The organism is Micromonospora sp. CA-248260 (assembly GCF_050942205.1).
Lineage (GTDB): Bacteria > Actinomycetota > Actinomycetes > Mycobacteriales > Micromonosporaceae > Micromonospora > Micromonospora antibiotica.
This window is the reverse complement of the sequence record NZ_CP192021.1, coordinates 3475006-3500082: the sequence shown is the minus strand read 5'-3', so window position 1 is coordinate 3500082 and position 25077 is coordinate 3475006. Positions and strand designations below refer to the sequence as shown.

At 74.1% G+C, this 25077-nt stretch carries 23 protein-coding genes and 1 pseudogene; 10 read left to right on the top strand and 14 right to left on the bottom strand.

Annotated features, from left to right (window positions below):
* Positions 1–95 precede the first annotated feature (95 nt).
* Entirely contained in the window at positions 96–1802 is a 1707-nt protein-coding gene (locus ACQP2H_RS15455) for an acyl-CoA dehydrogenase family protein (protein ID WP_433233303.1), read from the top strand.
* A gap of 33 nt (positions 1803–1835) precedes the next feature.
* On the opposite strand, the gene ACQP2H_RS15450 is transcribed toward ACQP2H_RS15455, so the two are convergent.
* The 8 genes and pseudogenes from ACQP2H_RS15450 to ACQP2H_RS15415 form a co-directional block, all read right to left on the bottom strand.
* Positions 1836–2366, bottom strand: a complete 531-nt coding sequence (locus ACQP2H_RS15450) for a TetR/AcrR family transcriptional regulator (protein ID WP_433233301.1) — start codon at positions 2364–2366, stop codon at positions 1836–1838.
* Positions 2367–2474: 108 nt separating this feature from the next.
* Complete coding sequence (locus ACQP2H_RS15445) at positions 2475–3473, bottom strand: tyrosine-type recombinase/integrase (protein WP_219462024.1); 999 nt, start codon at positions 3471–3473, stop codon at positions 2475–2477.
* Between the two features lie 97 nt (positions 3474–3570).
* Positions 3571–3993: an Hsp20/alpha crystallin family protein gene (locus tag ACQP2H_RS15440; protein WP_219462022.1), complete on the bottom strand. Its 423-nt coding sequence runs from the start codon at positions 3991–3993 to the stop codon at positions 3571–3573.
* A gap of 187 nt (positions 3994–4180) precedes the next feature.
* On the bottom strand, positions 4181–4879 hold the full coding sequence (locus ACQP2H_RS15435) for a response regulator (RefSeq protein ID WP_433233545.1): 699 nt from the start codon (positions 4877–4879) through the stop codon (positions 4181–4183).
* Positions 4880–4881: 2 nt separating this feature from the next.
* Positions 4882–6108, bottom strand: coding sequence for a sensor histidine kinase (locus ACQP2H_RS15430; RefSeq protein WP_433233299.1), 1227 nt, complete (start codon positions 6106–6108; stop codon positions 4882–4884).
* An 82-nt stretch (positions 6109–6190) separates the two neighbouring features.
* Positions 6191–6793: pseudogene (locus tag ACQP2H_RS15425) on the bottom strand (DUF998 domain-containing protein); the annotation flags it as partial.
* Between the two features lie 173 nt (positions 6794–6966).
* Entirely contained in the window at positions 6967–7356 is a 390-nt protein-coding gene (locus tag ACQP2H_RS15420) for a cupin domain-containing protein (protein WP_219462016.1), read from the bottom strand.
* A gap of 44 nt (positions 7357–7400) precedes the next feature.
* Positions 7401–7886 (bottom strand): GNAT family N-acetyltransferase, encoded by a 486-nt coding sequence (locus tag ACQP2H_RS15415; protein WP_219462014.1) that lies wholly within the window; start codon positions 7884–7886, stop codon positions 7401–7403.
* A gap of 50 nt (positions 7887–7936) precedes the next feature.
* Here ACQP2H_RS15415 and ACQP2H_RS15410 point away from each other — a divergent pair, with 50 nt between their 5' ends.
* Positions 7937–8050 carry a hypothetical protein gene (locus ACQP2H_RS15410; RefSeq protein WP_433233296.1) on the top strand — a complete coding sequence of 38 codons (114 nt, stop codon included), beginning with the start codon at positions 7937–7939 and terminating at the stop codon, positions 8048–8050.
* A gap of 289 nt (positions 8051–8339) precedes the next feature.
* Here the strand turns inward: ACQP2H_RS15410 and ACQP2H_RS15405 are convergent, their stop codons facing one another.
* A complete protein-coding gene (locus tag ACQP2H_RS15405) occupies positions 8340–9248 on the bottom strand; it encodes an alpha/beta fold hydrolase (protein ID WP_433233294.1) in 909 nt (302 codons plus the stop codon).
* A gap of 144 nt (positions 9249–9392) precedes the next feature.
* Between ACQP2H_RS15405 and ACQP2H_RS15400 the strand changes: the two genes are divergently transcribed.
* Positions 9393–9584: a hypothetical protein gene (locus ACQP2H_RS15400; protein WP_357533443.1), complete on the top strand. Its 192-nt coding sequence runs from the start codon at positions 9393–9395 to the stop codon at positions 9582–9584.
* 158 nt (positions 9585–9742) lie between these two features.
* Here ACQP2H_RS15400 and ACQP2H_RS15395 read toward each other — a convergent pair whose 3' ends face one another.
* On the bottom strand, positions 9743–10471 hold the full coding sequence (locus ACQP2H_RS15395) for a TetR/AcrR family transcriptional regulator (RefSeq protein WP_357533445.1): 729 nt from the start codon (positions 10469–10471) through the stop codon (positions 9743–9745).
* A gap of 88 nt (positions 10472–10559) precedes the next feature.
* On the opposite strand from ACQP2H_RS15395, the gene ACQP2H_RS15390 reads away from it, so the two are divergent.
* Both ACQP2H_RS15390 and ACQP2H_RS15385 read left to right on the top strand, forming a co-directional pair.
* Positions 10560–11456, top strand: a complete 897-nt coding sequence (locus ACQP2H_RS15390; protein WP_433233292.1) for an NAD(P)H-binding protein — start codon at positions 10560–10562, stop codon at positions 11454–11456.
* Between the two features lie 52 nt (positions 11457–11508).
* Positions 11509–12093: a maleylpyruvate isomerase N-terminal domain-containing protein gene (locus tag ACQP2H_RS15385; RefSeq protein WP_433233290.1), complete on the top strand. Its 585-nt coding sequence runs from the start codon at positions 11509–11511 to the stop codon at positions 12091–12093.
* 46 nt (positions 12094–12139) lie between these two features.
* Here ACQP2H_RS15385 and ACQP2H_RS15380 read toward each other — a convergent pair whose 3' ends face one another.
* Both ACQP2H_RS15380 and ACQP2H_RS15375 read right to left on the bottom strand, forming a co-directional pair.
* Positions 12140–12637 carry a DUF1992 domain-containing protein gene (locus ACQP2H_RS15380; RefSeq protein ID WP_433233288.1) on the bottom strand — a complete coding sequence of 166 codons (498 nt, stop codon included), beginning with the start codon at positions 12635–12637 and terminating at the stop codon, positions 12140–12142.
* A gap of 72 nt (positions 12638–12709) precedes the next feature.
* Positions 12710–13258, bottom strand: a complete 549-nt coding sequence (locus tag ACQP2H_RS15375; RefSeq protein WP_433233286.1) for a GNAT family N-acetyltransferase — start codon at positions 13256–13258, stop codon at positions 12710–12712.
* Positions 13259–13398: 140 nt separating this feature from the next.
* Between ACQP2H_RS15375 and ACQP2H_RS15370 the strand changes: the two genes are divergently transcribed.
* Entirely contained in the window at positions 13399–14049 is a 651-nt protein-coding gene (locus ACQP2H_RS15370) for a LysE family translocator (protein ID WP_363822308.1), read from the top strand.
* 5 nt (positions 14050–14054) lie between these two features.
* On the opposite strand, the gene ACQP2H_RS15365 is transcribed toward ACQP2H_RS15370, so the two are convergent.
* Together ACQP2H_RS15365 and ACQP2H_RS15360 are read right to left on the bottom strand one after the other, a co-directional pair.
* Positions 14055–15341 carry an O-antigen ligase family protein gene (locus ACQP2H_RS15365; RefSeq protein WP_307799031.1) on the bottom strand — a complete coding sequence of 429 codons (1287 nt, stop codon included), beginning with the start codon at positions 15339–15341 and terminating at the stop codon, positions 14055–14057.
* Positions 15342–15424: 83 nt separating this feature from the next.
* Entirely contained in the window at positions 15425–17455 is a 2031-nt protein-coding gene (locus ACQP2H_RS15360; RefSeq protein ID WP_433233283.1) for a beta-galactosidase, read from the bottom strand.
* 416 nt (positions 17456–17871) lie between these two features.
* Here ACQP2H_RS15360 and ACQP2H_RS15355 point away from each other — a divergent pair, with 416 nt between their 5' ends.
* From ACQP2H_RS15355 to ACQP2H_RS15340, 4 genes are all read left to right on the top strand, one after another.
* On the top strand, positions 17872–19092 hold the full coding sequence (locus ACQP2H_RS15355) for an ROK family transcriptional regulator (protein ID WP_219461997.1): 1221 nt from the start codon (positions 17872–17874) through the stop codon (positions 19090–19092).
* 233 nt (positions 19093–19325) lie between these two features.
* Positions 19326–21803 carry a beta-glucosidase family protein gene (locus ACQP2H_RS15350; protein ID WP_433233280.1) on the top strand — a complete coding sequence of 826 codons (2478 nt, stop codon included), beginning with the start codon at positions 19326–19328 and terminating at the stop codon, positions 21801–21803.
* The gene (locus ACQP2H_RS15345) at positions 21800–22858 is read left to right on the top strand and encodes a LacI family DNA-binding transcriptional regulator (protein WP_357533458.1); all 1059 of its coding nucleotides are present in this window, start codon (positions 21800–21802) and stop codon (positions 22856–22858) included. The genes ACQP2H_RS15350 and ACQP2H_RS15345 overlap by 4 nt, the downstream gene beginning before the upstream one ends.
* The gene (locus tag ACQP2H_RS15340) at positions 22855–25074 is read left to right on the top strand and encodes a glycosyl hydrolase family 95 catalytic domain-containing protein (protein WP_357533460.1); all 2220 of its coding nucleotides are present in this window, start codon (positions 22855–22857) and stop codon (positions 25072–25074) included. The genes ACQP2H_RS15345 and ACQP2H_RS15340 overlap by 4 nt, the downstream gene beginning before the upstream one ends.
* The last annotated feature ends 3 nt before the right edge of the window (positions 25075–25077 follow it).

Here is a 25077-nt window from a genome sequence, read left to right as displayed (position 1 = left end):
GCGGGCGGGGCGGTGCCGCGCAGCCGCTTCGCCCCTGTCGCGCCGCCGCGCCGATCGTCTACCGTCGGCGCACACCCCTGGTGAAGGAGCGACGGATGAGCCGTTACGTGCAGCCGGTGACGGACATCGACGACCCGTACGCCGGGGACGGGTTGCTGCGGTCGTGGTTGACCCGGCAGCTCGGGCCGGCCGGGCACGCCGCCGCGCAGGACCAGCTGACCGCGCTGGCCGCCGACGTGGTCGGGCCGTTGCGGGCCGCGCACGCCGACGCCGAGGCCCACCCGCCGACGCTGGTGCGTTACGACCCGTGGGGTGCCCGCGTCGACCGGATCGACACCAGCGCCGGTTGGCAGGCGCAGCGGGCCGCCGCCGCCCGGCACGCCGTGGTCGCGTTGCCCTACCTGGAGTCGGCGCGTGGCAGGTGGGGGGCCGCCGCCCGCGTCGTCCAGCACGCCCTGCTGCACCTGTACGGGCCGGAGTCGGCCACGTTCTCCTGCCCGGTGGCGATGGCCGACGGGGCGGCGGCGCTGCTGAGCAGCCCCGACGTCGACGTGCAGGTCCGTGACGCCTGGCTGCCCCGGTTGATCGCCACCGACCCGGACACGGCGATCGTCAGCGGGCAGTGGATGACCGAGTCGCAGGGCGGTTCCGACCTGTCCGGCACCAGCACGCTGGGGCGGCCGGCCGCCGACGGGTCGTGGCGGCTGACCGGGGAGAAGTGGTTCTGCTCGGCGGCCGACGCGACGGTGGCGGTGGCGTTGGCCCGGCCGGAGGGCGCCGGGCGGGGCAGCCGGGTCCTCGCCCCGTTCCTGGTGCCCCGGTACGCCGCCGACTCGCCGCTGGCGGGGAGCACCGCCGCCGCGCACCACCCCGCACCGGGGGTGGTGGTGCACCGGCTGAAGGACAAGTTGGGCACCCGGGCGTTGCCGACCGCCGAGATCGGGTTGCGTGACGCGTACGCGTTGCCGTTGGGTGACCCGGTGGTGCCGGGCCTGGTGCGGGCGATGACCCTGGTGGTGGTGACCCGGGTGCACAACGCCTCGGCCGCCGCGTCGGGGATGCGGCGGGGTCTGGCCTACGCGCTGGCGTACGCGCGCGGCCGGCACGTCGCGGGTGGGTCGTTGCTGGACAACCCCCTGCACCGGGCCACCCTCGGTGCGTTGGCGGTCGACGCGGCGGGCGCGTTCGCCCTGGCCGGGCATGCGTTCGCGTTGCTCGGCCGGGTGGAGGTCGGTGGTGATCCGCAGGCTGCCGCCGAACTGCGGGTGGTCGCGCCGTTGGCGAAGCTGGTCACCGGTCGGCTGGCCGTGGCCAGTGCCGCCGAGTACGGGGAGGCGTTCGGCGGGGCCGGTTACGTCGAGGACACCGGGGTGCCGAGGTTGCTGCGCGACGCCCAGGTGCTGCCGATCTGGGAGGGCACCACGAACGTGTTGGCCCTGGACGTGCTGCGCGCGGTCACCCGGGAGGACGCCGGCGCACCGCTGCTGCGTCGGTTGGCCGGGGCGGTGGACCTGGCCCGACCGTTGTCCCCGGCACTGGCGGACACCCTCGCCACGGTCGTCGGGGAACTGCGGGACACCCTGGGTGAGGTCACCGCCGAACCGGCTGCGGTGGCGGTGCTGGCCGGCGCGCGTAGTCTCGCCCTGCGGATGGCGTACGCGCTGGCCACGGCGTTGCTGGTCGAACACGCCGCCTGGGGTGACGGGCAGGCCGAGGTGGCCGCCAGGTTGTGGGCCCGGCGGTGGCTGCGGCACGAGGACATCTCCGCCGACGCCCACCACCACCTCGACCTGCTCTGCTGACCACGAGGCCCCGCCGACCGCGACGGCCGGGGGTCAGTGGCCGTCGGGGTGGGTGAGTGCGCCGTGCAGGAACAGGTCGACCAGTGCCGTGGTCGACGGCGGTGTGGTGCCCAGCGGCCCGGGTGGGGACAGCAGGCCGAGGAAGAGGTCGGCGAGCCGGTCGGCCGGCAGCCGCAACCGGTCGGCGTCGGGGGTGAACAGCGCGGCCACCGCCGACCGGACCGCCCCCACCGCCGCGCCGGTCGGCGGTGGGGGCTGGCGGGACCGGCCGGCGGCGTGCAGGGCGCCCAGCACCGCACCCAGTCGGGCCAGGTGAGCGTGGATCACCGTGGCGGCCTCGGTGAGTCGGCCGGTGAGGGCCTGTTCCCGGTCGATGCGGGTCAACCGGTCGAGCAGCGCGTCAGGTCGCAGGACCTCGGCGACGCAGGCGTCGAGCAGGGCCTGCTTGTCGGCGAAGGCGCGGAACACCGTCGCCTCGCCGATCCCGGCGGCCCGCGCCACCTCGGCGGTGGTCAGGGCGGTGCCCCGGCGGGTCAACAGCGGCAGGGCCGTCTGCACGATCATGGCGCGACGTCGGTCGGCGCTCATGGCCGGCGCGCGCCGCCGACGTCCCCCGGGTGCCGTCATGACACCAGGCTCGGGAGTGAGCGCTTACTCCGTCAATCGGTTTTCTCAGCTGCGCCGCCGCGCCCGGGCCGCCCAGATGACGTACGCCGGGTCCCGGTCGAGGTTGTGCCGGTCCCGGTCGTAGCGGCGGGTGGTCCGTGGGTCGGCGTGTCCCATCGCGTCCTGGACGTCCTCCAACGGCACCCCCTCCTCGCGGGCGGTGGTGGCGAAGGCGTGCCGCAGCGAGTGCGGGGACAGCTTCGCCGCCGCCGCGATGCCGGCGGTCTCGGCCAACCGGCGCACCAGCCGGAACACCGAGTGCCGGTCGAGGCGGCCACCGGTGGCGGTGGCCAGCAGCGGACCGGTCAACGCGTCCACGCTCACCCCCGCGGTCGCCGCCCGGTCGGCGAGGTAGGCGTCGACCGCGTGGGCGGTGCCGGGGGTGAGCGCGCGACGGCGGGCCTTGCCGCCCTTGCCGACGAACCGGACGCTGCGGTGCCCGCGCTCGGCCCCGAGATCGGTCAGGTCGAGCGAGACCAGCTCACCGACGCGTAGGCCGAGGTCGGCCAGCAGGGCGACGGCGGCCCGGTTGCGGGCGGCGGTCGGGCCGGTGTCGGTGTCGGCGGCGGCGAGCAGGGCGTCGACCTCCTGCGGGGTGAGCCCCACGGTTGCCGAGTGGTCCCGGTCGATGCGTGGCCGGTCGGCGCCGGCGACCGGGTTGGCGTCCACCGCCCGCAGTTTGACCAGGAATTCGTACCAGCTGGACAGCGCGGAGAGTTTCCGGGCGACGGTGGCCGGGGTCAACGGCCGCCCGCTGCGCGCCGACGGGGTCGCCTCCAACTGCCGGGCGTAGGCGTTGACGTCGAGGAAGTTGGCCCGCAACGGGTCCAGGTCCCCGGCGGCGCACCAGGTGAGCCAGCCGGCGATGTCGCGCCGGTACGCGTCGCGGGTGTGCGCCGATAACCGACGGTTACGCAACCACGCCTCGGTGAAGTCGACCGGTGTGCCGGTGAGCGCCGGGCGGGCCGAGGCGCGGGGCAGGACGGGGACGTCGGGACGCAGCATGCGAAAAAGACTCTCAGCCTCGGTGGGGATTCACCGTGAGGCGCGCCGGTGCACCGCTGCTGTGGGGCCGGGCCGGGCCCCACAGCAGCGGTGGCGATCAGGCGGTGAGCTGCTTGCGCCCGTTACTGGCGGTGACGGGAACCCGGCGCGGCTTGGCCCGCTCCGCGATCGGGATGCGCAGCGTCAGCACCCCGTGCTCGTAGGTGGCTTCCAGCCGGTCGGTGTCGAGGGTGTCGCCGAGGAACAGCTGCCGGGAGAAGGTGCCCATCGGGCGTTCGGCGGCGACCAGCTCGACGGTGTCGGTGGTGGCCCGGCGGCGCTGCGCGCGGACGGTCAGCACGTTGCGCTCCACGGTGCAGTCGATGCTGTCGGGGTCCACCCCGGGCAGGTCGAACGCCGCGTGGAAGTGGTCGCCGTCGCGCCAGGCGTCCAGGTGCATCACGGCGGGGCGGCTGGTGGTGCCGAAGAGCTGCTCGGCGAGCCGGTCGATCTCACGGAAGGGGTCGGTACGCATCAGCATGGTCGTGCCTCCTCGGTTTCCTCGGGCCGAAGGTCCTTGAGTTGAGTCAGGTCGACTCAACTCGTACTTCAGTATTTACCGCGTCGCGGCGCGCCCGTCAACCCGAAGATGGCCGACCATCCACCGGTCCCGCCGCCGCCGTCGCACCACCGCCCGCTCGGGGTGACGCGACCCCGCTGCGCCGGCGTCAACCGTCGGACGGTGCCTGTCCGGTGGGCGCGGCGGCCTCGCCCGGACGGATCAGCCCGGTCTCGTACGCCAGGATCACCAGTTGGACCCGGTCGCGGACGCCGAGCTTGGCGATGGCCCGGGTGACGTGGGTCTTCACCGTCAGCGGGCTGATCACGAGGTGACCGGCGATGGCGTCATTGGACAGGCCCGTCGCCACCAGCCGGACGATCTCCCGTTCGCGCGCGGTGAGCACCGCGAGCGGCACCCCGCCGGTGCCGGCCGCCGGCCGGTGGGCGAGTTGCGCGACCACGCGGCGGGTGACGCTCGGGGAGAGCAGCGCCTCGCCGGCCGCCACGACCCGGACGGCCCGGCGCAGGCCGTCCGGGTCGACGTCCTTGGTGAGGAACCCGCTTGCCCCCGCCGCCAGGGCGGTGAAGACGTACTCGTCGGTTTCGAAGGTGGTGAGGATGACCACCCGGCAGCCGCGCAACTGCGGGTCGGCGACGATCTGGCGGGTGGCCGTGATGCCGTCCATGCCCGGCATCCGGATGTCCATCAGCACCACGTCGGGCCGCAGTGCCCGGGTGGTGCGGACCGCCTCGTCGCCGGTGGACGCCTCACCGAGGACGGTGATGTCACGGTCCCGCTTGAGCAGGCTGCGGAACCCGGCCCGCACCAGGTGCTGGTCGTCGGCGAGCAGTACGGAGATCGCCATGGTCACCTGGCCACCGGAATCGATGCCTGGACCGTGAACCCGGCTCCGGTGGCGGGACCGACCCGTAGCAGGCCGCCGAGCGCACGGACCCGTTCCTGCATTCCGGCGATGCCGTGCCCGGCGGTGTCCGGGCTGCCGGGTTCGCCGGCCGGCCGGCTGGTCCCGAGATGGACCGGATCGCCGGTGGTGGCCGGCCGGTCGCACTCGACCGGCGTGCCGTTGTCGGTGACGGTGATAGTGACCTGTGCCGGTTCGTAGCACAGCGTCACCACGGCTCGGGTGGCCGCAGCGTGGCGGACGGTGTTGGTCAACGCCTCCTGCACGATCCGGTAGCTGGCCAGCGCCACCGGGGCGGGCACCGCCGCCCGGTCGCCCGTCTCCTGCAGTTCCACGTCGATCCCGGCGGCCCGCACCTGCGCGACCAGGCCGGCCAGCCCGTCCAACTGGGCCGCCGGTGACTCGATGGTCGCCGTGGACCCGTCGCGTAACACGTCGACCAGGGCCCGCAGGTCGGCCATCGCCCTGCCGCGCACGTCCTGGGCGAGCTGGAGCGCGTCCCTGGCCTCGTCGGGCGCGGACTCCAGCGTGTCCAGGGCCACGTTGAGGTGGACCCCGACGACGGCGAGGGTGTGCGAGACCACGTCATGCAGCTCGTGCGCGATGCGTATCCGTTCCTCCGCCCGCCGACGCCGGGCGTCGAGGTCGCGTTCGTAGGCGGACTGCCTCACCCGGGCGGCCAGTTCCTGCTGCCAGCCGCGCCGGTTGCGGTACGCGACACCGACCGCCACCACGAGAGCCAGCCAGAGCGCCTCGCCACCGACCCGGGCGACAACCAGATCCGGGCTGTGCCCGAGCACCGTCCACTCCCACCCGGCGGCATAGGCCAGGACGACGACGCCGGTCCCGACCGCCCCGCCGATGCGTCCGATCATGACAGCGTGGGCGACCAGCACGGTGGCAGGCCAGATCCAGCCCACCTCCACCAGAGCGGCGCCCCTCATCGCCGCCACCGCTGTGAGCAGCGCGGCGACGGGCCACCGCCGACGGAGCACCACCAGGACGGCGAGCGTCCCGGCAAGCGGAAGGACGCCGTACAGGGTCACGCTGCCACCGGCGAGCGCGGTGGCGGTCGGCACGGCGACCAGAGTCAGCACGGCCAGGACCACGGTGACGGCCCGACGCGGCAGCCCCGTCCCGCTCCCGGGCAGCGCGGCGCAGGAGCGATCCATCGATGACGTAGGACCACACCATCACCCGCTCGGCCAGACCGGTGACGGTCGACCACGCGCCGACCGCCAGGGACGGACCACCCATCACGTCGAAGAACGTGATCATGAACAGTGCGCAGGTGACCACCGACGACGCCGCCGTGACGGCCAGCCCACCGGCGACCGGACGCCACCGGGGATCCCGACGCCACACCCGGCTCAGCACGGCCGCGGCTACGGGCAGCGTCGTGAAGGCGAGCAGCGCGGCGATCCCGTGCAGCGTGCCGGCGATGCTCGGCGGCTGGTCCCACTGGCCGGGCGGGTCGGTGGGGAACACCCCGGCGACCAGCAGGCCGACGGTCCAGACCCCGAGCAGCGCCAGGCCGGTGCGGCCACCCCGGGTGTACCCGGCAGCCAGCCACGTCAGCGTCCCGGAGGCGACGGCCATGCTCAGCGTGCCGAGCGGCACCAACCACCCACCGTGCGGAGCGTGTACGTAGTGGCTGATCATCGTCTCGACCGGACTCCAATCCGGGTTGATCAGATCGGCCACGGCGAAGCCGACCAGCGGCAGGACCAGCCCACCCGCGGCGATGTCCACGGCGATCCGGCGGCCGGTACGCGGCGGGCGCGGCACCGTGGCCGGCGGGATCCGCCGCGCTCCACGGGATGGCGACGAGGTGCTGACCGGGTCGGAGCGGAACATGGGGCCTCCTCGATCGGGGATGCCCCGACGCTAGGGAAGTCCCGTCCTGTGCCGCGTCGTCCCGCGGATGTCACAGTGGTCGACGCCCACCGCGTACTCCCTACACCGATTGGCGTAGGCGTCGCCCGCTCCCGGACACCCCAGGTCCGACAGCCGGGTGGGAGTCGTCCGGCTCAGAGGGCGTGGCCGGTGGTGGCGTCCACGTGCGCGGGCACCTCGTCGTGCCGGTCCCCCACACTGGACGTCCCCGACGGTTCGAACATCAGGATCGACGCCCCGTCGGGAGCGGACGGACGGTGCGCCACCCCGCGCGGCACCACGTACACCGCGCCGCGCGGCAACACCACCGTCCGCTCGCCGGCGTCCTCCCGCAGCCCGATGCGCAGTTCGCCGTCGAGCACCAGGAAGAACTCGTCGGTGTGGTCGTGGGTGTGCCACACGTGCTCCCCGGCCACCTTCGCCACCCGCACGTCATAGTCGTTGACCCGGGTGACGATGCGCGGGCTCCACAACTGGTCGAAGGAGGCCAGCGCGGACACCAGGTCGATCGGCTCGTCGCTCATCGCCCCATCCTGGCACCCGGACCGAGGGCCCACCGCACCGCCGTTCAGAGGAAGCGGTGCATGACGTGCAGCCCGACCCTCCCCCGGGTCGGATGGTCGAAGGCCGCCGGCACGGTGCCGACCACGGTGAACCCCAGCCGCCGGTACAGCCGCTCGGCAGCGTCGTTTCCCTCGACCACCGCGTTGAACTGCATCGCCGCGTAGCCCTGGTCGCGTGCCCAGTCGAGAGCCTCCTCGGCCAAGGCGCGACCGACCCCCCGCCCCCGGGCGTTGCGGGCCACCATGAAGCTGGCGGTGGCGACGTGCCGGCCGGGGCCTGGCCGGTTCGGGCCCATCTTCGCGGTGCCCAGCACCCGGTTCCCCACCACGGCGACCGTGGTCCGACCGGGCGGACGCTCCACCCAGACGTCGCGCAGCGCCTCGGTCGACCACCGGGGGTCGTACGGAAAGGTGTCGCCTGCGGCGACGACGGCTTCGACGATCGCCCGAACCGCAGGCCAGTCGTCCTGGTGAAAGTCCCTGACCGGCATCGGCGCAGGCTACCGCCCCCACGGCCAGGCGGCTGTCCGGTCCCACGACCATGCCGTGGGGTGACCGCGCCCTGCTCTTCCGCGACCCCGACGGCAACATGGTCAACTTCTTCACCCCGGTGACCCCCGAGGCGATCGATCCGCCGCTGACCGGACCGGCGTAGCGGCGGTGCCCGTCGGGGCAGGACAACCGCAGCGGATAGCCAACCCCTGCACCTGGACCGGGAAACAACAGAACAGTCATTATGGTGCTACACCGTTATGCCCGTTTTGGCTGATCCAATTGCTGGTTTTTCATTACTGGTAATCCGTTAATTAATGCAGAGGTGGGTGGGTGACCATCCGGACGTCCTCCCTCCGGATGGTCACCACGGTGGCTCCCGCCGGGACCGACCGCACCCGGGCCACGCAGGATCCGTGCCGGGCCGTGGCCCGGGTGCGGGGTGGGCCGACTCAGCTCGTGTGGCGGATGATCGAGCCGGCGATCCGTTCGGTGAGCCCGGGCGAGAAGAACGGGTGGTGGCCCATCCCGGGCACGATCTCCAGCCGCGCGGTGGGGATCTGCGCCGCGACGGCCTCACCGTGGGCCGGCGGGAACAGCGGGTCGTCGCTGCCGTGCAGGACCAACGTCGCGGCCGTGATGCCAGACAGCGCCGCCCGCCGGTCGTGGTCCCAGCGCCGGCCGGCCAGATCGTGGTTCGCGGCGGCAGCGAGGTTGTCGGCCCGCTGGTGACAGTGCTCGACGAACCGCCGCGCAGCCGGCTCGTCGAAGGGCAGGACACTACCGTTGAGCACCCGCCAGGTCCGCACGTCGGCGTCCACGCGTTGACGGGCCGTCGCGCGGGGCGCCTTCGCCGCGTCCATCAGATGGCCGAGGAACCACGCCGTCGGCGGCGGGAGTTCATCAGCCGCAGGCGGTTGGCCCGCCATCGCCCGCGCCCACGCCGGACCGGGGTTGTTTCCCATCGGAGAGGAGGCCATCGCCGTCAGCGTGCGGACCCGTGACGCCTGGTGCAGGGCGAGCCACTGCCCGATCGCCGCGCCCAGCGACGTCCCCACGACGTGCGCGGCGGTGACGCCGTGACCGTCCAGGACACCTGCCGCGTCGGCCGCCAGGTCGGCGAGCGCGTAGGGGTGCGCCGTGAAATCGACGGAGTCGGAACGGCCGGTGTCACGGTGATCGAAGCGGATCACCTGCCGGCCACTGTCCACCAGTGCCTCCACCAGCTCGTCGGGCCAGCCGATGCCCTGGGTGGACGTGCCCATGATCAATAGGACGGTGGGGTGGTCCGGGTGGCCGAAACGCTCGGTCCACAGCCGGACGTGCCCGCGACGAACGAACTTCTCCTCGCCAGTAAGCATGCCGGCACCGTAGCGGTCACCGGATCGCACGTAATCCACTACCTGTTGTAGTGAAAGAATGCGCTCGTGGGATAATGGAGGGGTAGGGCGGCGGCTGCGGTGAGCCGGATCGCGGTCGCACACCACCGGCCTGACAATCGACGGGTGACGACGGCCCTGCACTACTACGTGGTCCACGACGGTGTCGGCGAGCCCGAGGGGTTGCTGGCCGAGGAGTTCCTTCTCGCGGGGGACCACTCCTGCGTCGGGCTGGTGGGTGGCGGCTGGAGTCGCTCGGAGGGCCGGTGGTGCGACGCGTCGGCCACCAGCCGGCGCCTGCGCTACGGGCCCGGGTGACACCCGTCAGTCGGACCGGCGCGGCGACGCTCTACCAGGAGCTCTGCGGGGCCGCCCTGCCGCACGAGGCCGTGCTGCGGACGTGCTTCGGTGCACCTGCCGTACCGCCGTCGCCGCCCCTGCTGCCCGGGACCGGGACGCCGGCGGGTCCGGGTCGGCTACGGCTGCGGGTGGCGCAGCCGGGCCAGTGACCGGTCGAGCCACTCGGTCAACAGCGTGCGTTCGGCGTCGGTGAGGCCGGGCAGGTCCGGCGTCAGCGCCGCGAGGGTCACCGCGACGGTGCGCAGGGTCGGGTCGGGGGTCACCGGGGCGGCGGTGAGGATGCCGCCGAGGACGGCGTCGAACACGGCGTCACCCAGTCCGGGGTCGCGTTCCGGCGTGGGGGTCCCCAGCAGGGTGAGGATGACGCCGGTACCGGCGGCGTGGATCATCATGGTGGCCCGCTGCTCGTCGACCCGCAGCAGGCCGGCGGCGGCGAGCCGGCGCACCCGCGAGCGCAGCACCGCGAGACCCGCCACCGACGCCGGTGACGGGTCGCCGGGCCCGCGCGTGCCGAGCAACCGGAACAACTCGGGGTTGGCCAGGCCGAACTCCAGGTGCGTACGCCACCCGGCGCGCAGCTCGGCCACCGGGTCCTGCGGGGCGGCATCCGTGAGGTGCGTCTTGGTGGCGACGTAGCTGGCCAGCACGTGTTCGGCGACGGCGTCGACGAGGCCGTTCTTGTCACCAAACAGCCGGTAGATGGTGGGTGCCTGTACGCCTGCGGCCTGGGCGACGGCTCGGGTGGTCACCGCGTGTGCCCCGTGTTCACGAAGCAGGCGGGCGGCTGCCGCGACGATGTCGGATCGCACGTCGTCGCGGGGCGGGGTGTCGGGCGTCACGGTCACGAATCAACGATAACAGCCCCTTGTTAGCGGCGAAATATCGGTGTTAACGTCTACAGCGTAACGTTGATTAGCCGAAGGGGTCGCTCTCGTGTTAGTCATCACCGGTGCCACCGGGCAGCTCGGCTCCCGGATCGTCGACCAACTGCTGGCCCGGGTGCCCGCCACCACCGTGCAGGTGAGCGTGCGCGACGTCGACAAGGCCACCCACCTGGCCGAACGCGGCGTACGGGTCCGCCGGGGGGACTTCACCGAGCCCGCCACGCTGGAGCACGCCTTCGCCGGGGCCGACCGGGTGCTGATCGTGTCCGCCGCCATCCGGGGCGGCGACGCGGTCACCGCGAACCGGGCCGCCGTCGACGCCGCCCGCGCCGCGGGAGCCGCCCGCATCCTCTACACCAGCCACCAGGCCGCCTCCCGCGAGTCGCTCTTCCCCGCCCAGGTCACCCACGCCGCCACCGAGGAGCACCTGGCCGCGACCGGGGTGCCCTTCACCGCCCTGCGCAACGGCTTCTACGCCGGCGCCCTCGGGTCCGTCATCGGCGACGCCCTGACCACCGGCCGCCTGGTGGCACCGGCCGACGGGCCGGTGTCCTGGACCGCGCACGACGACCTGGCCGAGGCCGCCGCCATCGCGCTGACCGGTCAGGGCGTGCTCGACGGCGTCACCCCCGCGTTGACCGCCGGGGAGATGCTCGACCTGGCGGACGTCGCCGGCATCCTCACCGACCTCACCGGACGTACCGTCACCCGGGTCGTCCTCGACGACGACGAGTGGCGGGCCACCGCCGTCGCCCGGGGCATGCCCGGGGCCGCCGCCGACTTCACCCTCGGCATGTACCGGGCGGCCCGGCGGGGCGAGTTCGCCGTCACCGACCCGACCCTGGGGGCACTCCTCGGCCGGCGTCCGACGCCCGCCCGGTCGGTGCTCGAAACCCTCGTGGCCGCCGCGTCTGCCACCGGCCCGCAGCCCGCACGTCGGGCCTGAGCCACGCCACACGGCCCGGCGCACGGGACACGGTGGTGCGAGGATCGGTCGCATGCCCACCGAGGAACGGCTGACCGGTCGCGGGGTCCGGGACGCCATCGACGAACTGACCCGCACGCTCGGCCCGCACACCGACCGGGACTGGACCGCTCCCGCCGGTGACCTGGACTGGTCGTGCTGGACGACCGCCGCGCACATCGCCCATGACCTGCTCGGCTACGCCACCCAGCTCACCGGCCGCCCCGACACCGCCTACCTCCCGTTCGACCTGCGGGTACGCCCCGACGCCACCCCGGCGCAGGTGCTGGTGGTGGTGGCCGCCTGCGGGGGGCTGCTCGCCGCCGCGCTCGACACCGTGCCCGCGCACACCCGGGCCTGGCACTGGGGGCCCTGCGACCCGCCCGGCTTCGCCGCCATGGGCATCGCCGAGACACTGCTGCACACGTACGACATCACCGGTGGGCTCGGGGTGACGTGGCGGCCCCCGGCGGCGCCCAGCGCGGCGGTGCTGGGACGACTGTTCCCCAACGCACCCGCCGGTGATCCGGCCGACGTGCTGCTCTGGATGACCGGGCGGATCGCCCTGGACGGCCGGCCGCGACGCACCGACTGGACCTGGCGGGCCGCCGTCGGCTGAGCCGCAGCCGGGCCGGATCGGGCACCGGCGGGTCGACGGCGGTCGTTCAGGCCCGCCGCCACGGCCAGCGCCACCGTCGCCCGGGACGCGGCGGGAGCGCCCGTGCCGGCGCGGCCCCGGCGGCGGCGTTCCGGGCGGCGCGGTGGGCCCGCCACTGGCGCAGCACCGCCTCGGTGTCGACCGGGCGGACCACCACCCGGGGGCCCTCGGGGTACCGCAGCCAGGCGACGATCTCCTGGTTGAGCAGCCCGACGAACTCCCGGACCGACTCCTCGGTGGGCAGGTCACGGACTTCGTCGGGGACCTGCTCGACCCGGCGGCGCAACTGCAACGGGGTGGGCAGCAGCAGGTCGGTGGGCAGCGCCTCCCGCTCCAGGAAACTCCTGATCCACCAGGACTCGTCGTAGGGGAGGTCCCGGCCGGGGATCGGTTTGCCCATGCCGGGCAGGTTGTCGAACTCGCCGCGCTCCTGGGCGCTGCGGATCTGCGCCTCGACCGCCGCCTCCCACGCGTCCACCATCGCGGGCACCTCCCACGCGTCCACCGTATCCACCCTGGCCGTCACCGGTGCAGCGCCGACGCGGGGGCCGGCATTCCCGGCTGCCCGGTGGCCGGCTCAGCCGCGGTGGCGGACGTGGCGGTGCCCGTCGCGGGGAAACGGTGGCCGGGCGGGCAGCACCTCGACGAAGGGGTACCCCGCCTTCTCCGCCACCCGGCAGGACGCCGGATTGTCGACCTGGTGCAGCAGTTCCAGCCGGGTCAGCCCGGTCGCGGCGAACCGGGTGAACGCCCAGCGGCTCACCGCGTCCACCGCCCGGGACGCGACGCCACGGCCACGGGCCGGCCCGGCCGTCCAGTAGCCGATCTCCGCGTCGGCGCGTCCCGGCACCACGTCCTTGAGCAGGACACAGGCGACCAGCCGTTCCCCGGCGGGCAGCGGCTCGCAGACGGCGAAGCTGAACCGGCGGTCCGCCGCCCAGCCCTGCCGGTTGCCGGCCACCCAGCGTCTCGCCTGCGCCGGGGTGGTCAACGGGTTACGGGTCCGGGCCCGCAGCTCCGGGTCCCGGTGCGCCTCGACCAGGGCGTCGACGTCGTCGTCGCGCCACCAGCGCAGGACCAGTGCAGGGGCGGCGGCGGTGGGGGCGGTCCGCAGGGTCACCGACATCTGAGCAGTGTGGCCGCTGTCATCGCCGGTCCGGAACCCCTGCCTTACCGGGTTCGGGGCCGGCGTCACGTCGTACCGGGACGGCCGGTGACGGCGCGGCGGCGTAGGGTGCGGTCGGGGACGGCGGAGCGGGGGCGGCAATGGTCACGGTCGGTGCGGTGGTGGGAATCGCCCTGGTGGCGCTCGGTCTGGTGCTCACCCCCGGGCCGAACATGGTCTACCTGGTGTCGCGGTCGGTCAGCCAGGGCCGCCGGGCCGGGCTGGTGTCCCTGCTCGGGGTGGCCGCCGGGTTCGGGGTCTACCTGGCCGCCGCCGTCGCCGGCATCGCCACGGTCTTCGTGCTGGTGCCGCCGCTGTACACGGCGGTGAAGCTGGCCGGTGCGGCGTACCTGCTGTGGTTGGCGTGGCGGACGTTGCGCCCGGGTGGGCGGTCGGCGTTCACCCCGCAGGAACTGCCGGTGGACCGGCCGCGCCGGCTGTTCGCCATGGGACTGCTCACCAACCTGCTCAACCCCAAGATCGCCATCTTGTACGTGTCGCTGCTGCCGCAGTTCGTCGATCCCACCCGGGGTGCCGTGGCGGTGCAGAGCCTGCTGCTCGGTGGCACCCAGATCGTCGTGGCCCTGTCGGTGAACACCCTGATCGTGTTGACCGCCGGGTCGGTGTCGGCGTTCCTGGTGCGCCGGCCGGGCTGGGCACGGGTCCAGCGGTGGGTGACCGGCAGCGTGCTCGCCGCGATGGCGGTACGGATCGCCGCCGACCGGTCCCGGGCGGCCGTGGCCAGCGGCTGATCCGCTCAGACCGGCGACGGTCGGGACGCCGCCGTCGGTAGTTCCCGGTTCACCGGGCCGTCCACGGCAGCCACGGCCAGCCCGATGGCGAAGAACATCACCGACAGGTTCATGTCGGTGAACCCGTAGAACGGGGCGAGGGCCAGGGCGACCACCGGCACCACGCTCAACCAGCGGCCGGCGGCGGACACCGCGACCGCCGTGCTGCGGACCAGCACCACGAGCAGCGCCAGCAGGGCCAGCAGCGCGGGGACGCCGTGGCTGTACATGGTCAGCCAGACCTGCCCCTGGGTGCCGAGCGGCTCCGCGCCGGTGGTGGTGTCGGCGCTGCGCGGGGCGCCGTAGCCGAGCAGCGGCGAACGCAGGACCGCGTCGAGGGTCTGCCGGTAGAGGTCGGCACGGTCGCGGGTCGAGTCGGTGTTCTCCACCCTGTTCATGATCATGTCGCCGACCGGGACGACCAGGGTGATCACCCACGCCACCGCCACGCCGGCGGTGATGGTGCCGATGAGCCGGACGTCGCCGCGCAGCAGCGCCCGCAGCCCCAGGTAGGCCAGCCCCACCCCCAGGCCGATGAACATGCCCCGGTTGAGGGTGAGGAACGCCGGCACCAGGGCCAACGGCAGGGACACCACCAGCACCCGGCGCAGCGGGCCGGTCCGCACCGCCGACAGGTACGCCAACACGCACGGCACGAGCAGCGCGAAGCCGGTCCCCCAGTTGTTGGTGTACGGGTACGGGGCCGCCGTACGGAAGTACGGGTTACGGCCGGTGGGGTTGAACTCGGTGGAGTGCACGTGGGTGACCGCCCGGATCATCCGCTGCCCGGCCAGCCCGTCGGGTAGCAGCGACTCCACCGGGGTGGTCAACGCCAGGCGGGGGGCCAGCACGCCGACCCAGCCGAGCGCCACCATCCCCAGCCAGAACAACAGCACCGGCTGGAACAGCCGTTCCCACCGGGCTCCCTGCCGGGCGGCGGTGTAGACGTACAGGTAGACCACGAAGGCGGTCAGCACGAATCCGAGCCGCAGGCCGTAGACGAGCAGCCCACTGGCCTTCTCCAGTCGGGTGGCGCTGATCAGGACGAGCCCGACGAGGACGAACCACAACGCCGAGCCGGGCGGCCACACCACCTTGCCGTGGGTGAGCAGGACCACCGCCAGCAGCATCCCGAACAGCGCCCACCCCAGGTAGAGGCCGCCGAGCAGCCACCACAACGGCATCGCCGCGAACATGGCGTACAGCGGCCAGAGGGGTAGCGCCCGCTGCGGTGCCGTGTTTCTCGTCCACACCGGGGCAAGGGTAGGCGGGGCCGGGCCGGGTGGTCATCGGCGGACCGGCTGTGACGGGTGTCATCGGCGGACCCACCCGCGGGTCATCGGGGGTGCTCGCGCAGCACCGCCGCTGCACCGGCGGGCAGGGTCACCGCCCCGTCGGCGGGGACGCCGGTGAGCAGGTCCAGCCCGTCGGCCGGCACCCGCTGCGGCCGGTCGGTGTGGTTGAGCAGGAACAGCCAGCTCGCCCCGGGTGCGGTGCGGCGGACCGCCTCCACCCCGGGTGGGGCGTCCGGGCAGACCGGGTGCACGCCGGCGGTCCGGGCCGCCTCGGTGAGCAGGCGACGGTAGGTGGCGTCGTCGGGTCGGGTCGACACGTACCAGGCGGTGCTGTCGCCGACCCGGTGCCGGGTCACCGCCGGTCGGCCGTCGAGGACCCCGCCGACGTACGTGCCGACCGGCTCGGCGCCGTGCAGCTGGACGGTCTCCGACCAGATCCGGCCGGTCCCGCCGCCGGAGAGCAGCACCTGCTCGTCGGCGGCGAGCGGATGGAACTCCTCCACCCGCAGGCCGAGCAGGTCCCGGTAGGCGCCGGGGTAGCCGCCGAGGTGGACCCGGGCGTGCGGGTCGGCGACCCCGCTGAGGTAGCTGACCAGCAGGTGCCCGCCCGCTTCGACGTGGGCGCGGACCCAGCCGGCGGTGGTGTCGTCGGCCAGGTAGAGGGCGGGCAGGACGAGCAGCCGGTACCGGTCGAGGGGGTCACCGGGGACGACCACGTCGCAGCCGTACCCGGCCCGCCACAGCGCCCGGTGCGCGGCGGCCAGCTCGGCGTGCCCGTCGAGCAGCTCGGACGGCATCCCGGGGTGGCGCAGCGCCCAGCCGCTGGCGGCGTCCGTGGCCAGTGCGACGGATGCGGCCGTCTCGCCCGCGGTGACCTCGGCGAGCCGGTCGAGGTGCTCACCGAGGCGTACCGACTCCCGGAACACCCGGCTGTCGGCCCCGGTGTGCGGCACCAGGGCGGAGTGGAAGCGCTCCGCGCCGCCGGCCGGGGCCCGCCACTGGAAGAACATCGCCCCCCGGGAGCCGCGGGCGACGTGGGAAAGGCTGTGCCGGGCCATCCGGCCGGGCTCCTTGGTGTGTGCCCGGCCGGGGGTGTGGATCTGGCTGGCGGCGCTCTCCATCAGCAGCCACGTCGCCGGGGCGGTGACGCGGGCCGGGTCGGCGGACCGCAGGCGTCCGTGTCGGGCCCACCCGCGGGCCAGGTCGGCGGCGAGGGCGGTCTGTTCCTCGGCACCGCCGTCGACCGCCGACGGGTAGTGGTCGATGGCGACGAGGTCCACCTCGGCGGCCCAGCGGGCGTGGTCGACGGGCACCCAGTCGCCGAGGACGTAGTTGGTGGTGACGGGGACCGCCGGGTTGGCCGCTTTGAGCAGGTCGCGTTGTTCGACGTACGCGGCGAGCAGGGTGTCGGACCAGAACCGCCGGAAGTCCAGCAGCTGCCCGGGGTTGCCGAGGTACTGGGTGGCCCGGGGGGTGCTCACGTACGCCCAGTCGGCGTAGTGCTGGCTCCAGAAACTGGTGGCCCAGGCGGCGTTGAGGGTGTCCAGGTCGCCGTGGCGGTCGACGAGCCAGCGGCGGAACGCGGCCTCGGTGTGCGGGCAGTGGCAGGTGGTGCCGTACTCGTTGTGCACGTGCCACATCGCCAGCGCCGGGTGGTGGGCGTAGCGGGCGGCGAGGGTGGCGGCGATACCCCGGGCGGCGGCCCGGTAGGCGGGTGCGGCGGCGCAGTAGGTGTCGCGGCTGCCGTGGTGCAGTCGTACGCCGTCGGCGGTGACCGGCAGCGCGTCGGGGTGCGCCAGGGAGAACCAGGGCGGCGGCGAGGCGGTCGGGGTGGCCAGGGCGACCCGGATGCCGCCGTCGTGCAGCAGGTCCAGCACCTCGTCGAGCCAGCCGAAGTCGTAGCGGCCGGGGGCCGGCTCCAGGCGGGACCAGGCGAAGACGCCGACGGTGACCAGGTTGACCCGGGCCCGGCGCATCAGGGCGACGTCCTCGCGCCAGGTGGTGGCGGGCCACTGCTCGGGGTTGTAGTCACCGCCGTGGCAGAGCCGCCCGTCGTCCCACATACCCACCATCCCGTTGACTTTGTTTGATAGGTGTCCAAACTATGAAGACTATTTGCCCATGTCAATCGGTTGCATCGTGGTCCAATCAAACCTAATCGTTGACAGTTCGTTGGGAAGGCAAAGAAACTGTCGGTACCGCCGCAGAGCGCTGCCGAGGAGACGCCGATGCCGTACCGACCACCGTTGGTCCCGGACGAGAAGATCGTGGCCGACCCTTCCCCGGCGGGGTGACACCGGCCCGGACACCCCGACCACCGGGGGCCGGTAGAGTTAGTTGAGTTTCCAGCCGAACAGACTTTCCGACGGTGCACCGGCCCGCCGGGCAGCATCGCCCACCGGCCGACCGGCGTACCCGTGCGGGGGGCCGGCGGTGGGCGACGATGCACCGGCACCACCCACCGTCGGGCGCAGGGAGCGGGCAGATCGTGATCAGCATCCACAACGAACCGCAGCCGACCGACCTGGGCGACGTCCGGGTGGCCAACCGGGCCGTGGTCCTGCGACACGTCCGCCTGCACGCACCCTGCTCACGGGCCGACATCGCCGCCGCCACCGGCCTCAACAAGGCCACCGTGTCGAGTCTGGTGACCGAACTGCTCGACCGGCGGCTGGTCCGCGAGACCGGACTGACCGGCAACCGGGTCGGCCGGCCGGCTACCATGCTCGTCCTCGACGGCGCCCCGTACGCCGCGTTGGGCCTCCAGATCGGCGCGGACGACCTGGTGGTGGTCGCCGTGGACCTGGGCGGCAACCGGCTGCTCACCTGGCGACGGGCGTTCCCCGCCCCGACCGCCTCCCCCGCCGAGACCGTCCGGGCCCTGGTCACCCTGGCCCGGCGGGCGATCGGCCGGGTCACCGGACAGGGGCGAACGGTGCTCGGCCTCACCGTCGGGGTGCCCGGCCTGGTCGACACCGCCGGGGGTGTGCCCCTGGCCAGCGGACTCGGCTGGCGGGACGTGCCGCTCGCCGCCGACCTACGGGCCGCGCTGCGGGAGACCGGGTTCACCGTGGCCGTCGACACCGACGCCAACCTCGCCGTCCTGGCCGAACAGCGACACGGCGGGTACGCCGCAGCCACCGACCTGGTCCACCTCACCGGCGGGATCTCCGTCGGCGCCGGGGTGCTCGCCGGTGGCCGGCTGCTGCGCGGCGGCCGGGGCCACGCCGGCGAACTCGGCCACCTCTGCCTCGACCCGGCCGGACCACCCTGCCCGTGCGGTCGACGCGGCTGCCTGGCCGCGTCGACCGCGCTACCGGCCGTGGTCGACCGGCTGCTGCCCGACGCCGGGCGGGACGGCCCGGTCACCGACTACCTGCCGGAACTCGACCGGATCGTGGCGTCGGCCCGGCAGGGGGACCCGGCCGTGCTGGCCGGGCTCGCCGAGATCGGCCGGCACCTCGGGCACGGGGCGTCGATCCTGGCCAACCTGCTCAACCCCGAGGCGATCGTGGTGGGCGGACACTTCGCCACCCTGGCGCCCTGGCTGCTGCCGGCCGCCCGCATCGAGCTGGTCGCCCGCACCCTCGCCCCGCAGGCCGGCGGGTGCCGCCTGGAAGCCTCCACGCTGGACTCCGCCGCCGCCGCGCTGGGCGGCGCCGCCGCCGCGCTGGCCACCATCGAGGCCGGTCGACTCCCCACCGCCTGATCCGGGTGCCGGTCACCCCTTGACCGACCGACGCGCAGGTGCCAACCTCGAACCGCCGCCCCGTCGTTCGGGCACCCGGGGCGGCATGTTCTCCGCGATCGTCGAAGCGCTTCGCCGCTCCGGGCCGACGACCGCCGCAGCCACCACGACGCGATGCCGCACGTCACCATGGCCGTCGAAGCGCTTCGACCGCCGGCCGGCGCCTCACCGCGAGCCCACCGGAAGGTAACCGCATGAACGACCCCACCGACCGCGCCACCGGCCCGTCCCCCGCCGGGCACGCCGACGACCTGCTGGCCCGGCTCACCCTGCCGGAGAAGATCGGCCTGCTGCACCAGTGGCAGGCCCCGGTGCCACGCCTGGGCCTACCCGGATTCCGCACCGGCACCGAGGCGCTGCACGGGGTCGCCTGGCTCGGCCCGGCCACCGTCTTCCCCCAGGTCGTCGGCCTGGCCAGCAGCTGGAACCCCGACCTGATCCGGGCGGTGGGCGCCGCCGCCGGCGACGAGGTCCGGGTCAAACACCAGGCCGACCCGGCCGCCGTCGGGCTCAACGTGTGGGCACCGGTGGTCAACCCGCTGCGCGACCCCCGGTGGGGCCGCAACGAGGAAGGCTGGTCGGAGGACCCGTGGCTGACCGGCCGCCTCGCCACCGCCTACGCGTTCGGGCTCCGCGGCGACCACCCCCACCGGCTGCGTACCGCCCCGACGGTCAAGCACTTCCTCGGCTACAACAACGAGACCGACCGGGCCACCACCTCCAGCGACCTGCCACCCCGGGTGCTGCACGAGTACGAACTGCCCGCGTTCCGCGCCCCGCTCGCCGCCGGTGCGGCAGTCGCCGTGATGGCCTCGTACAACCTGGTCAACGGGGTTCCCGCGCACCTGAGCCCACTACTGAACGACGAACTGCGCCGGTGGACCACCGACGAGGTGATGGTCGTCGGCGACGCCGGGGCGGTCACCAACATCGCCGGGGTGCAGGGTCACCTGCCCGACCACGTCACCGGTTTCGCCGCCGCCCTACGCGCCGGCATCGACAACTTCACCGAGGACGACACCGACAGCGGACAGACCATCCGACGGCTCACCGAAGCCCTCGACCGGGGACTCATCGACGAGTCCGACGTGGACCGGGCGGTGCGGCGCATCCTCACCCTCCGGATCAGGCTGGGTGACCTGGATCCACCCGGGCAGGACCCGTTCGCCGGGGTGTCCCCCGACGTGCTCGACAGCCCCACCCACCGCGACCTGGCCCGGGAGGCCGCCCGCCAGTCGGTCGTGCTACTACGCAACGACGGGCTGCTGCCCCTGCCGACCGACCCGACGACCCGGGTGGCGGTGCTCGGCCCGCTCGCCGACACCGTCCACACCGACTGGTACAGCGGCACCCTGCCCTACACGGTCACCGTCCGGGAGGGCCTCGCCCGGGCGCTGCCGACGGTCACCCACCACCCCGGCGCCGACCGGATCGCGTTACGCGTCGGCAACCGGCACGTCCGCTGCCCCCGCTCGTCCGAGGGGGGACCGCTGACCGCCGACGAGGGCCGCGACGGCACCTGGTTCGACGTGTTCGACTGGGGACGCGACGTGGTGGCGCTCCGCGCCGTGGCCAACGGCCGGCACGTCGGCGTCGACGACGACGGAACGTTGATCAACGACCGGCCCGGACCGGGCGGCTGGATCGTGCGGGAGACCTTCCGGTTGCACCACCGCCCCGACGGCACGACCCTGCTGCACCACCTCGCCACCGGCGCGTACGTGCGGGTCGGCGACGACGGACGGTTACGCGCCGACGCCACCGACCCGGACACCGCCACCGGATTCACCGTCGAACTCGTCGCCGACGGAGTGGCCGAGGCCGCCGCGTTGGCCGCCGCCGCCGACGTGGCGGTCGTCGTCCTGGGCAACCACCCGATGGTCAACGGCCGGGAGACCGAGGACCGGGTCGACCTGGACCTGCCCGCCGGACAGGACCGGCTGCTGCGCGCCGTACACGCGGCCAACCCGCGCACCGTGCTGGTGCTCACCAGCAGCTACCCGTACGCGGTGGGGTGGGCGCAGGAACACGTCCCGGCGGTGCTGTGGTCGGCGCACGGCGGGCAGGAACACGGCACCGCCCTCGCGCAGGTGCTCCTCGGCGACGCCGACCCCGCCGGCCGGCTCACCCAGACCTGGTACGCCGACACCGCCGACCTGCCCGACCTGCTCGACTACGACGTCATCGGCGCGGACAGCACCTACCTCTACTACCGGGGCGAACCGCTGTACCCGTTCGGCCACGGCCTCAGCTACACCCGGTTCGACTACGCTGACCTGCAGGTGAGCGCACCGACAGTGCCCGTCGGCGACGAGGTCGAGGTGAGCGTCGAGGTGAGCAACACCGGCGACCGGGAAGGTACGGAGATCGTGCAGCTCTACACCCGGCAGCGACACTCCCGGGTCAAGCAGCCCCTGCGGCAGCTGCGCGACTTCGCCCGGCTCACCCTCGCCCCCGGCGAACACCAGCGGGTCACCCTGCGGCTGCGCACCACCGACCTGTCCTGGTGGGACGAACACCGCGACGGCCCCGTCGTGGAGGACGCCACCCACACCCTGCTGGTCGGCCGTTCCTCCCGTGACATCCGGGCCGTCGGCGCGGTGACCGTACACGCCCGCCCCGCCCCGCAGCAGTCCCGCCCGGCGGTCCCGGCCGGCGGCGGTACCCGGTGACCGGCGCACCCGGGCGCGGACGCAAGTCACCCGACCAGGTCACCATCGTCGACGTCGCCCGGCACGCCGGGGTCGCCGTCAGCACCGTGTCGTACGTCCTCAGCGGCAAACGAGCCATCTCCGAGGTGACCCGCACCCGGGTGCTGGCCAGCATCCGGGAGTTGGGCTACCACCCCAACGCCGGGGCGCGGGCACTGGCCAGCCGCCGGGCCAACACCATCGCGCTGGTGCTGCCGCTGCGCGCCGGCATGCAGGTGCCGGTGGTGATGCAGTTCGCCATCGCGGTCGTCACCACGGCCCGCCGCTTCGACCACGACGTCCTGCTGGTCACCTCCGACGAGGGACCGGCCGGGCTACGCCGCATCGCCGGCAGCGCCATGGTCGACGGGATGCTGGTGATGGACGTCGAGCTGGACGACTCCCGGGTGCCGCTGCTGCGGGACCTGACCCGACCCAGCGTCCTGATCGGTGTCCCCGCCGACCCGACCGGCCTGACCTGCGTGGACCTGGACTTCCACCGCGCCGGGCAGGTGTGCGTGGAACACCTGGCCCGGCTCGGGCACCGCCGGGTGGCGCTGCTCGGCGCCCCCGCCGCCGTCTACGACCGGGGCACCGGGTTCGCCCACCGCACCCGCGCCGGGGTGGCCGCCGCCGCCGACCGGCACGGCGTCACCGTCGTCACCCAACCCTTCGAGGAGGGACCCGCCTCGATCCGGCAGGAACTCGCCGACCTGCTCGACCGGCACCCCGACCTGTCCGCGCTGGTGGTGCAGAACGAGGCGGCGGTGGGGCCGGTGCTGGCCTGCCTGCCCACCCTCGGCCGGCGGGTGCCGCAGGACATGTCGGTGGTGGCGATCTGCCCCGACCAGTTCGCCGAGCAGGCCGGGCCCCGGCTCACCTCGGTACCGGTGCCAGCCGAGGAGATCGGCCGGCAGGCGGTGGCGTTGCTGATGCGCAAACTGCACGACGAGGCGGTGCCGGAGGTGACCCTGCTGCCGCCCCGGCTGACCATCCGGGACAGCACCGTCGCACCGACCGTGCGGGCCCGGCCGTGACCTGCGGGCCACCACCGGCAGCACACCGGATCTGGGACGACGCCCCCGCCGTCGACTGGCCCGACGCGTTCCTCACCGGCAACGGCGAGTACGGGCTGATGGTGCACGGCGAACCGCACGCCGAGCGGCTCGTGCTCAACCACCACCGGTTCGTGCTGCCCAACGGCACCCACGACGCGCGGGCACCGCAGCTGGCCGCGCTGCTGCCCCGGATCCGGGAACTGGTCCTCACCGGCCGGCGGGCCGAGGCCGGCGAACTGCTCACCGGCGGCCGGGAGCTGGCGTGGACCCAGCCGTACCACCCGGGCTTCGCGTTGACCGTCGACGCCGCACCCGCCCCGGTGCGTGACTACCGGCGGCACACCGACTTCCGCACCGGTGAGGTGGTGGTGTCGTGGTCCGGGCGACGGCGACGCAGCTTCGTCTCCCGCGCCGACCGGCTCGTCGTCACCCACCTCGACCAGGGCGGGTGTGTCGTCGGGGCCACCGGTGACCTGCCCGGCCGCCCCGACACGGTGCACTACGACACCACCGCCTACCGCCACGACGGGCTGGTGTTCCTGCGGGTACGCGGCCGCTACCCGGACGTCGGCGGGGCGTACGGGTTCGAGGGGGTGACCCTGGTCCGGGGGGATGCCGAACCCGCCGGCGACCGGGTGCTGGTGCACGGGCCGGCGCTGCTGACCACCGTCCTGGACCGCACCCGCAGCCCCCGGTGGCGCACCGCCGCGCAGGAACGTCGGCTGGCCGCCGGCCCGGACGACTACCCGACCCTGCTGGCCCGGCACGTCGCCCGGCACACCGGCCCGTACCAGCGCGTCGACCTGGACCTGGCGGTGCCGGCGGCGGACCGGGACCTGCCCGTCGGTGTGCTGACCGCCCGGCAGGTCGCCGCCGACCGGTTGGACCCGGCCCTGCTGGAACGGCTCTTCCACGCCGGCCGGTACCTGCTGTTCAGTGCCAGCGGGGTGCTGCCGCCCCGGCTGACCGGGATCTGGACGGGGTCCTGGGACGCCGCCTGGGCGGGGGACTTCACCACCGACGCCAACCTCAACCTGCAACTGGCCGGCGCGAACGTCGGCGCGCTGCCCGAGGTGACCGCCGCGCACGCCCGGCTGGTCCGCGCCCAGGTCGACCACTGGCGGGACAACGCCCGCGCCGTCTACGGGGCGCGGGGCCTGCTGGCGCCCAGCCGCACCGACGGCGAACACGGGCACCTGTTCCACGTCCACCCGCACTGGCCGTTCACCGCCTGGCTGACCGGTGCGCACTGGCTACTGCACCCGCTGTACGAGCACCACCAGGTGACCGGGGAGCCACTGGGGGAGGTGGCGGGGTGGCTGGCCGAGGTCGCCGACTTCTTCACCGACGTGCTCACCGACGTCGACGGGCAGCCGGCGCTGGTGCCGTCGTACTCGCCGGAGACCGGGCCGCTCGACGACACCGGGCGGCCGGTGCCCGTCGCGGTGAACGCCACCATGGACGTCGCCGCCGCCCGGCACGCCATGACGGTCGCCGCCGAGGTGACCGGGTCGCAGCGGTGGGCGGCTACCCGGGACCGGCTGCCCGGCTACCGCATCGACGAGCGGGGTGCGCTGGCCGAGTGGGCGTGGCCCGGCTACCGCCCCGACGACGACCACCGGCACGTCAGCCACCTCTATCCGGTGTGGCCGACCGGGGAGGTCGACCCCGACGACACCCCGGAGTTGGCGGCGGCGGCGCACCGGGCGTTGACGGTCCGCGGCGACGAGGACGGCTCCGCGCACGGCACCCTGCACCGGGCCCTGGTGGCGGCCCGGTTGGGCGACGGGCCACTGGTCGGGGCGTACCTGCGGCGCATCGTCGCGGCGGACATGTTCTTCCGGTCGCTGATGAGTGCGCACAACCCGGGCCGGGTGACCTACAACGCCGACGCCGCGCACACCCTGCCGGCGGTGCTGATCGAGGCGCTGGTGCAGTCCCGGCCGGGGCTGCTGCGGCTGCTGCCGGCGCTGCCACCGGGCCTGACCCGGGGGACGCTGCGCGGGGTGACCTGCCGGGGGCGGATCACCGTCGAGGAGCTGACCTGGGACGAGGGTCGGGTCACCGCCCGCCTGGTCGCCGTGTCCGCTCAGCGGGTACGGGTGCGCAGCCCCTACGGCGACGCCGTCTGTGACCTGCCGGCGGGCACGGCGGTGCGGGTGGCCTTCGACGGTCGGCCGGCCGGCACCGGGTGAGCG

Excerpts from the sequence above, each read along its gene's own strand:
- ACQP2H_RS15455 (WP_433233303.1), top strand. The coding sequence starts at position 96 with ATGAGCCGTTACGTGCAGCCGGTGACGGACATCGACGACCCGTACGCC.
- ACQP2H_RS15450 (WP_433233301.1), bottom strand. The coding sequence starts at position 2,366 with ATGATCGTGCAGACGGCCCTGCCGCTGTTGACCCGCCGGGGCACCGCC.
- ACQP2H_RS15445 (WP_219462024.1), bottom strand. The coding sequence starts at position 3,473 with ATGCTGCGTCCCGACGTCCCCGTCCTGCCCCGCGCCTCGGCCCGCCCG.
- ACQP2H_RS15440 (WP_219462022.1), bottom strand. The coding sequence starts at position 3,993 with ATGCTGATGCGTACCGACCCCTTCCGTGAGATCGACCGGCTCGCCGAG.
- ACQP2H_RS15435 (WP_433233545.1), bottom strand. The coding sequence starts at position 4,879 with ATGGCGATCTCCGTACTGCTCGCCGACGACCAGCACCTGGTGCGGGCC.
- ACQP2H_RS15430 (WP_433233299.1), bottom strand. The coding sequence starts at position 6,108 with ATGGATCGCTCCTGCGCCGCGCTGCCCGGGAGCGGGACGGGGCTGCCG.
- ACQP2H_RS15420 (WP_219462016.1), bottom strand. The coding sequence starts at position 7,356 with ATGAGCGACGAGCCGATCGACCTGGTGTCCGCGCTGGCCTCCTTCGAC.
- ACQP2H_RS15415 (WP_219462014.1), bottom strand. The coding sequence starts at position 7,886 with ATGCCGGTCAGGGACTTTCACCAGGACGACTGGCCTGCGGTTCGGGCG.
- ACQP2H_RS15410 (WP_433233296.1), top strand. The coding sequence starts at position 7,937 with ATGCCGTGGGGTGACCGCGCCCTGCTCTTCCGCGACCCCGACGGCAAC.
- ACQP2H_RS15405 (WP_433233294.1), bottom strand. The coding sequence starts at position 9,248 with ATGCTTACTGGCGAGGAGAAGTTCGTTCGTCGCGGGCACGTCCGGCTG.
- ACQP2H_RS15385 (WP_433233290.1), top strand. The coding sequence starts at position 11,509 with ATGCCCACCGAGGAACGGCTGACCGGTCGCGGGGTCCGGGACGCCATC.
- ACQP2H_RS15375 (WP_433233286.1), bottom strand. The coding sequence starts at position 13,258 with ATGTCGGTGACCCTGCGGACCGCCCCCACCGCCGCCGCCCCTGCACTG.
- ACQP2H_RS15370 (WP_363822308.1), top strand. The coding sequence starts at position 13,399 with ATGGTCACGGTCGGTGCGGTGGTGGGAATCGCCCTGGTGGCGCTCGGT.
- ACQP2H_RS15360 (WP_433233283.1), bottom strand. The coding sequence starts at position 17,455 with ATGGTGGGTATGTGGGACGACGGGCGGCTCTGCCACGGCGGTGACTAC.
- ACQP2H_RS15350 (WP_433233280.1), top strand. The coding sequence starts at position 19,326 with ATGAACGACCCCACCGACCGCGCCACCGGCCCGTCCCCCGCCGGGCAC.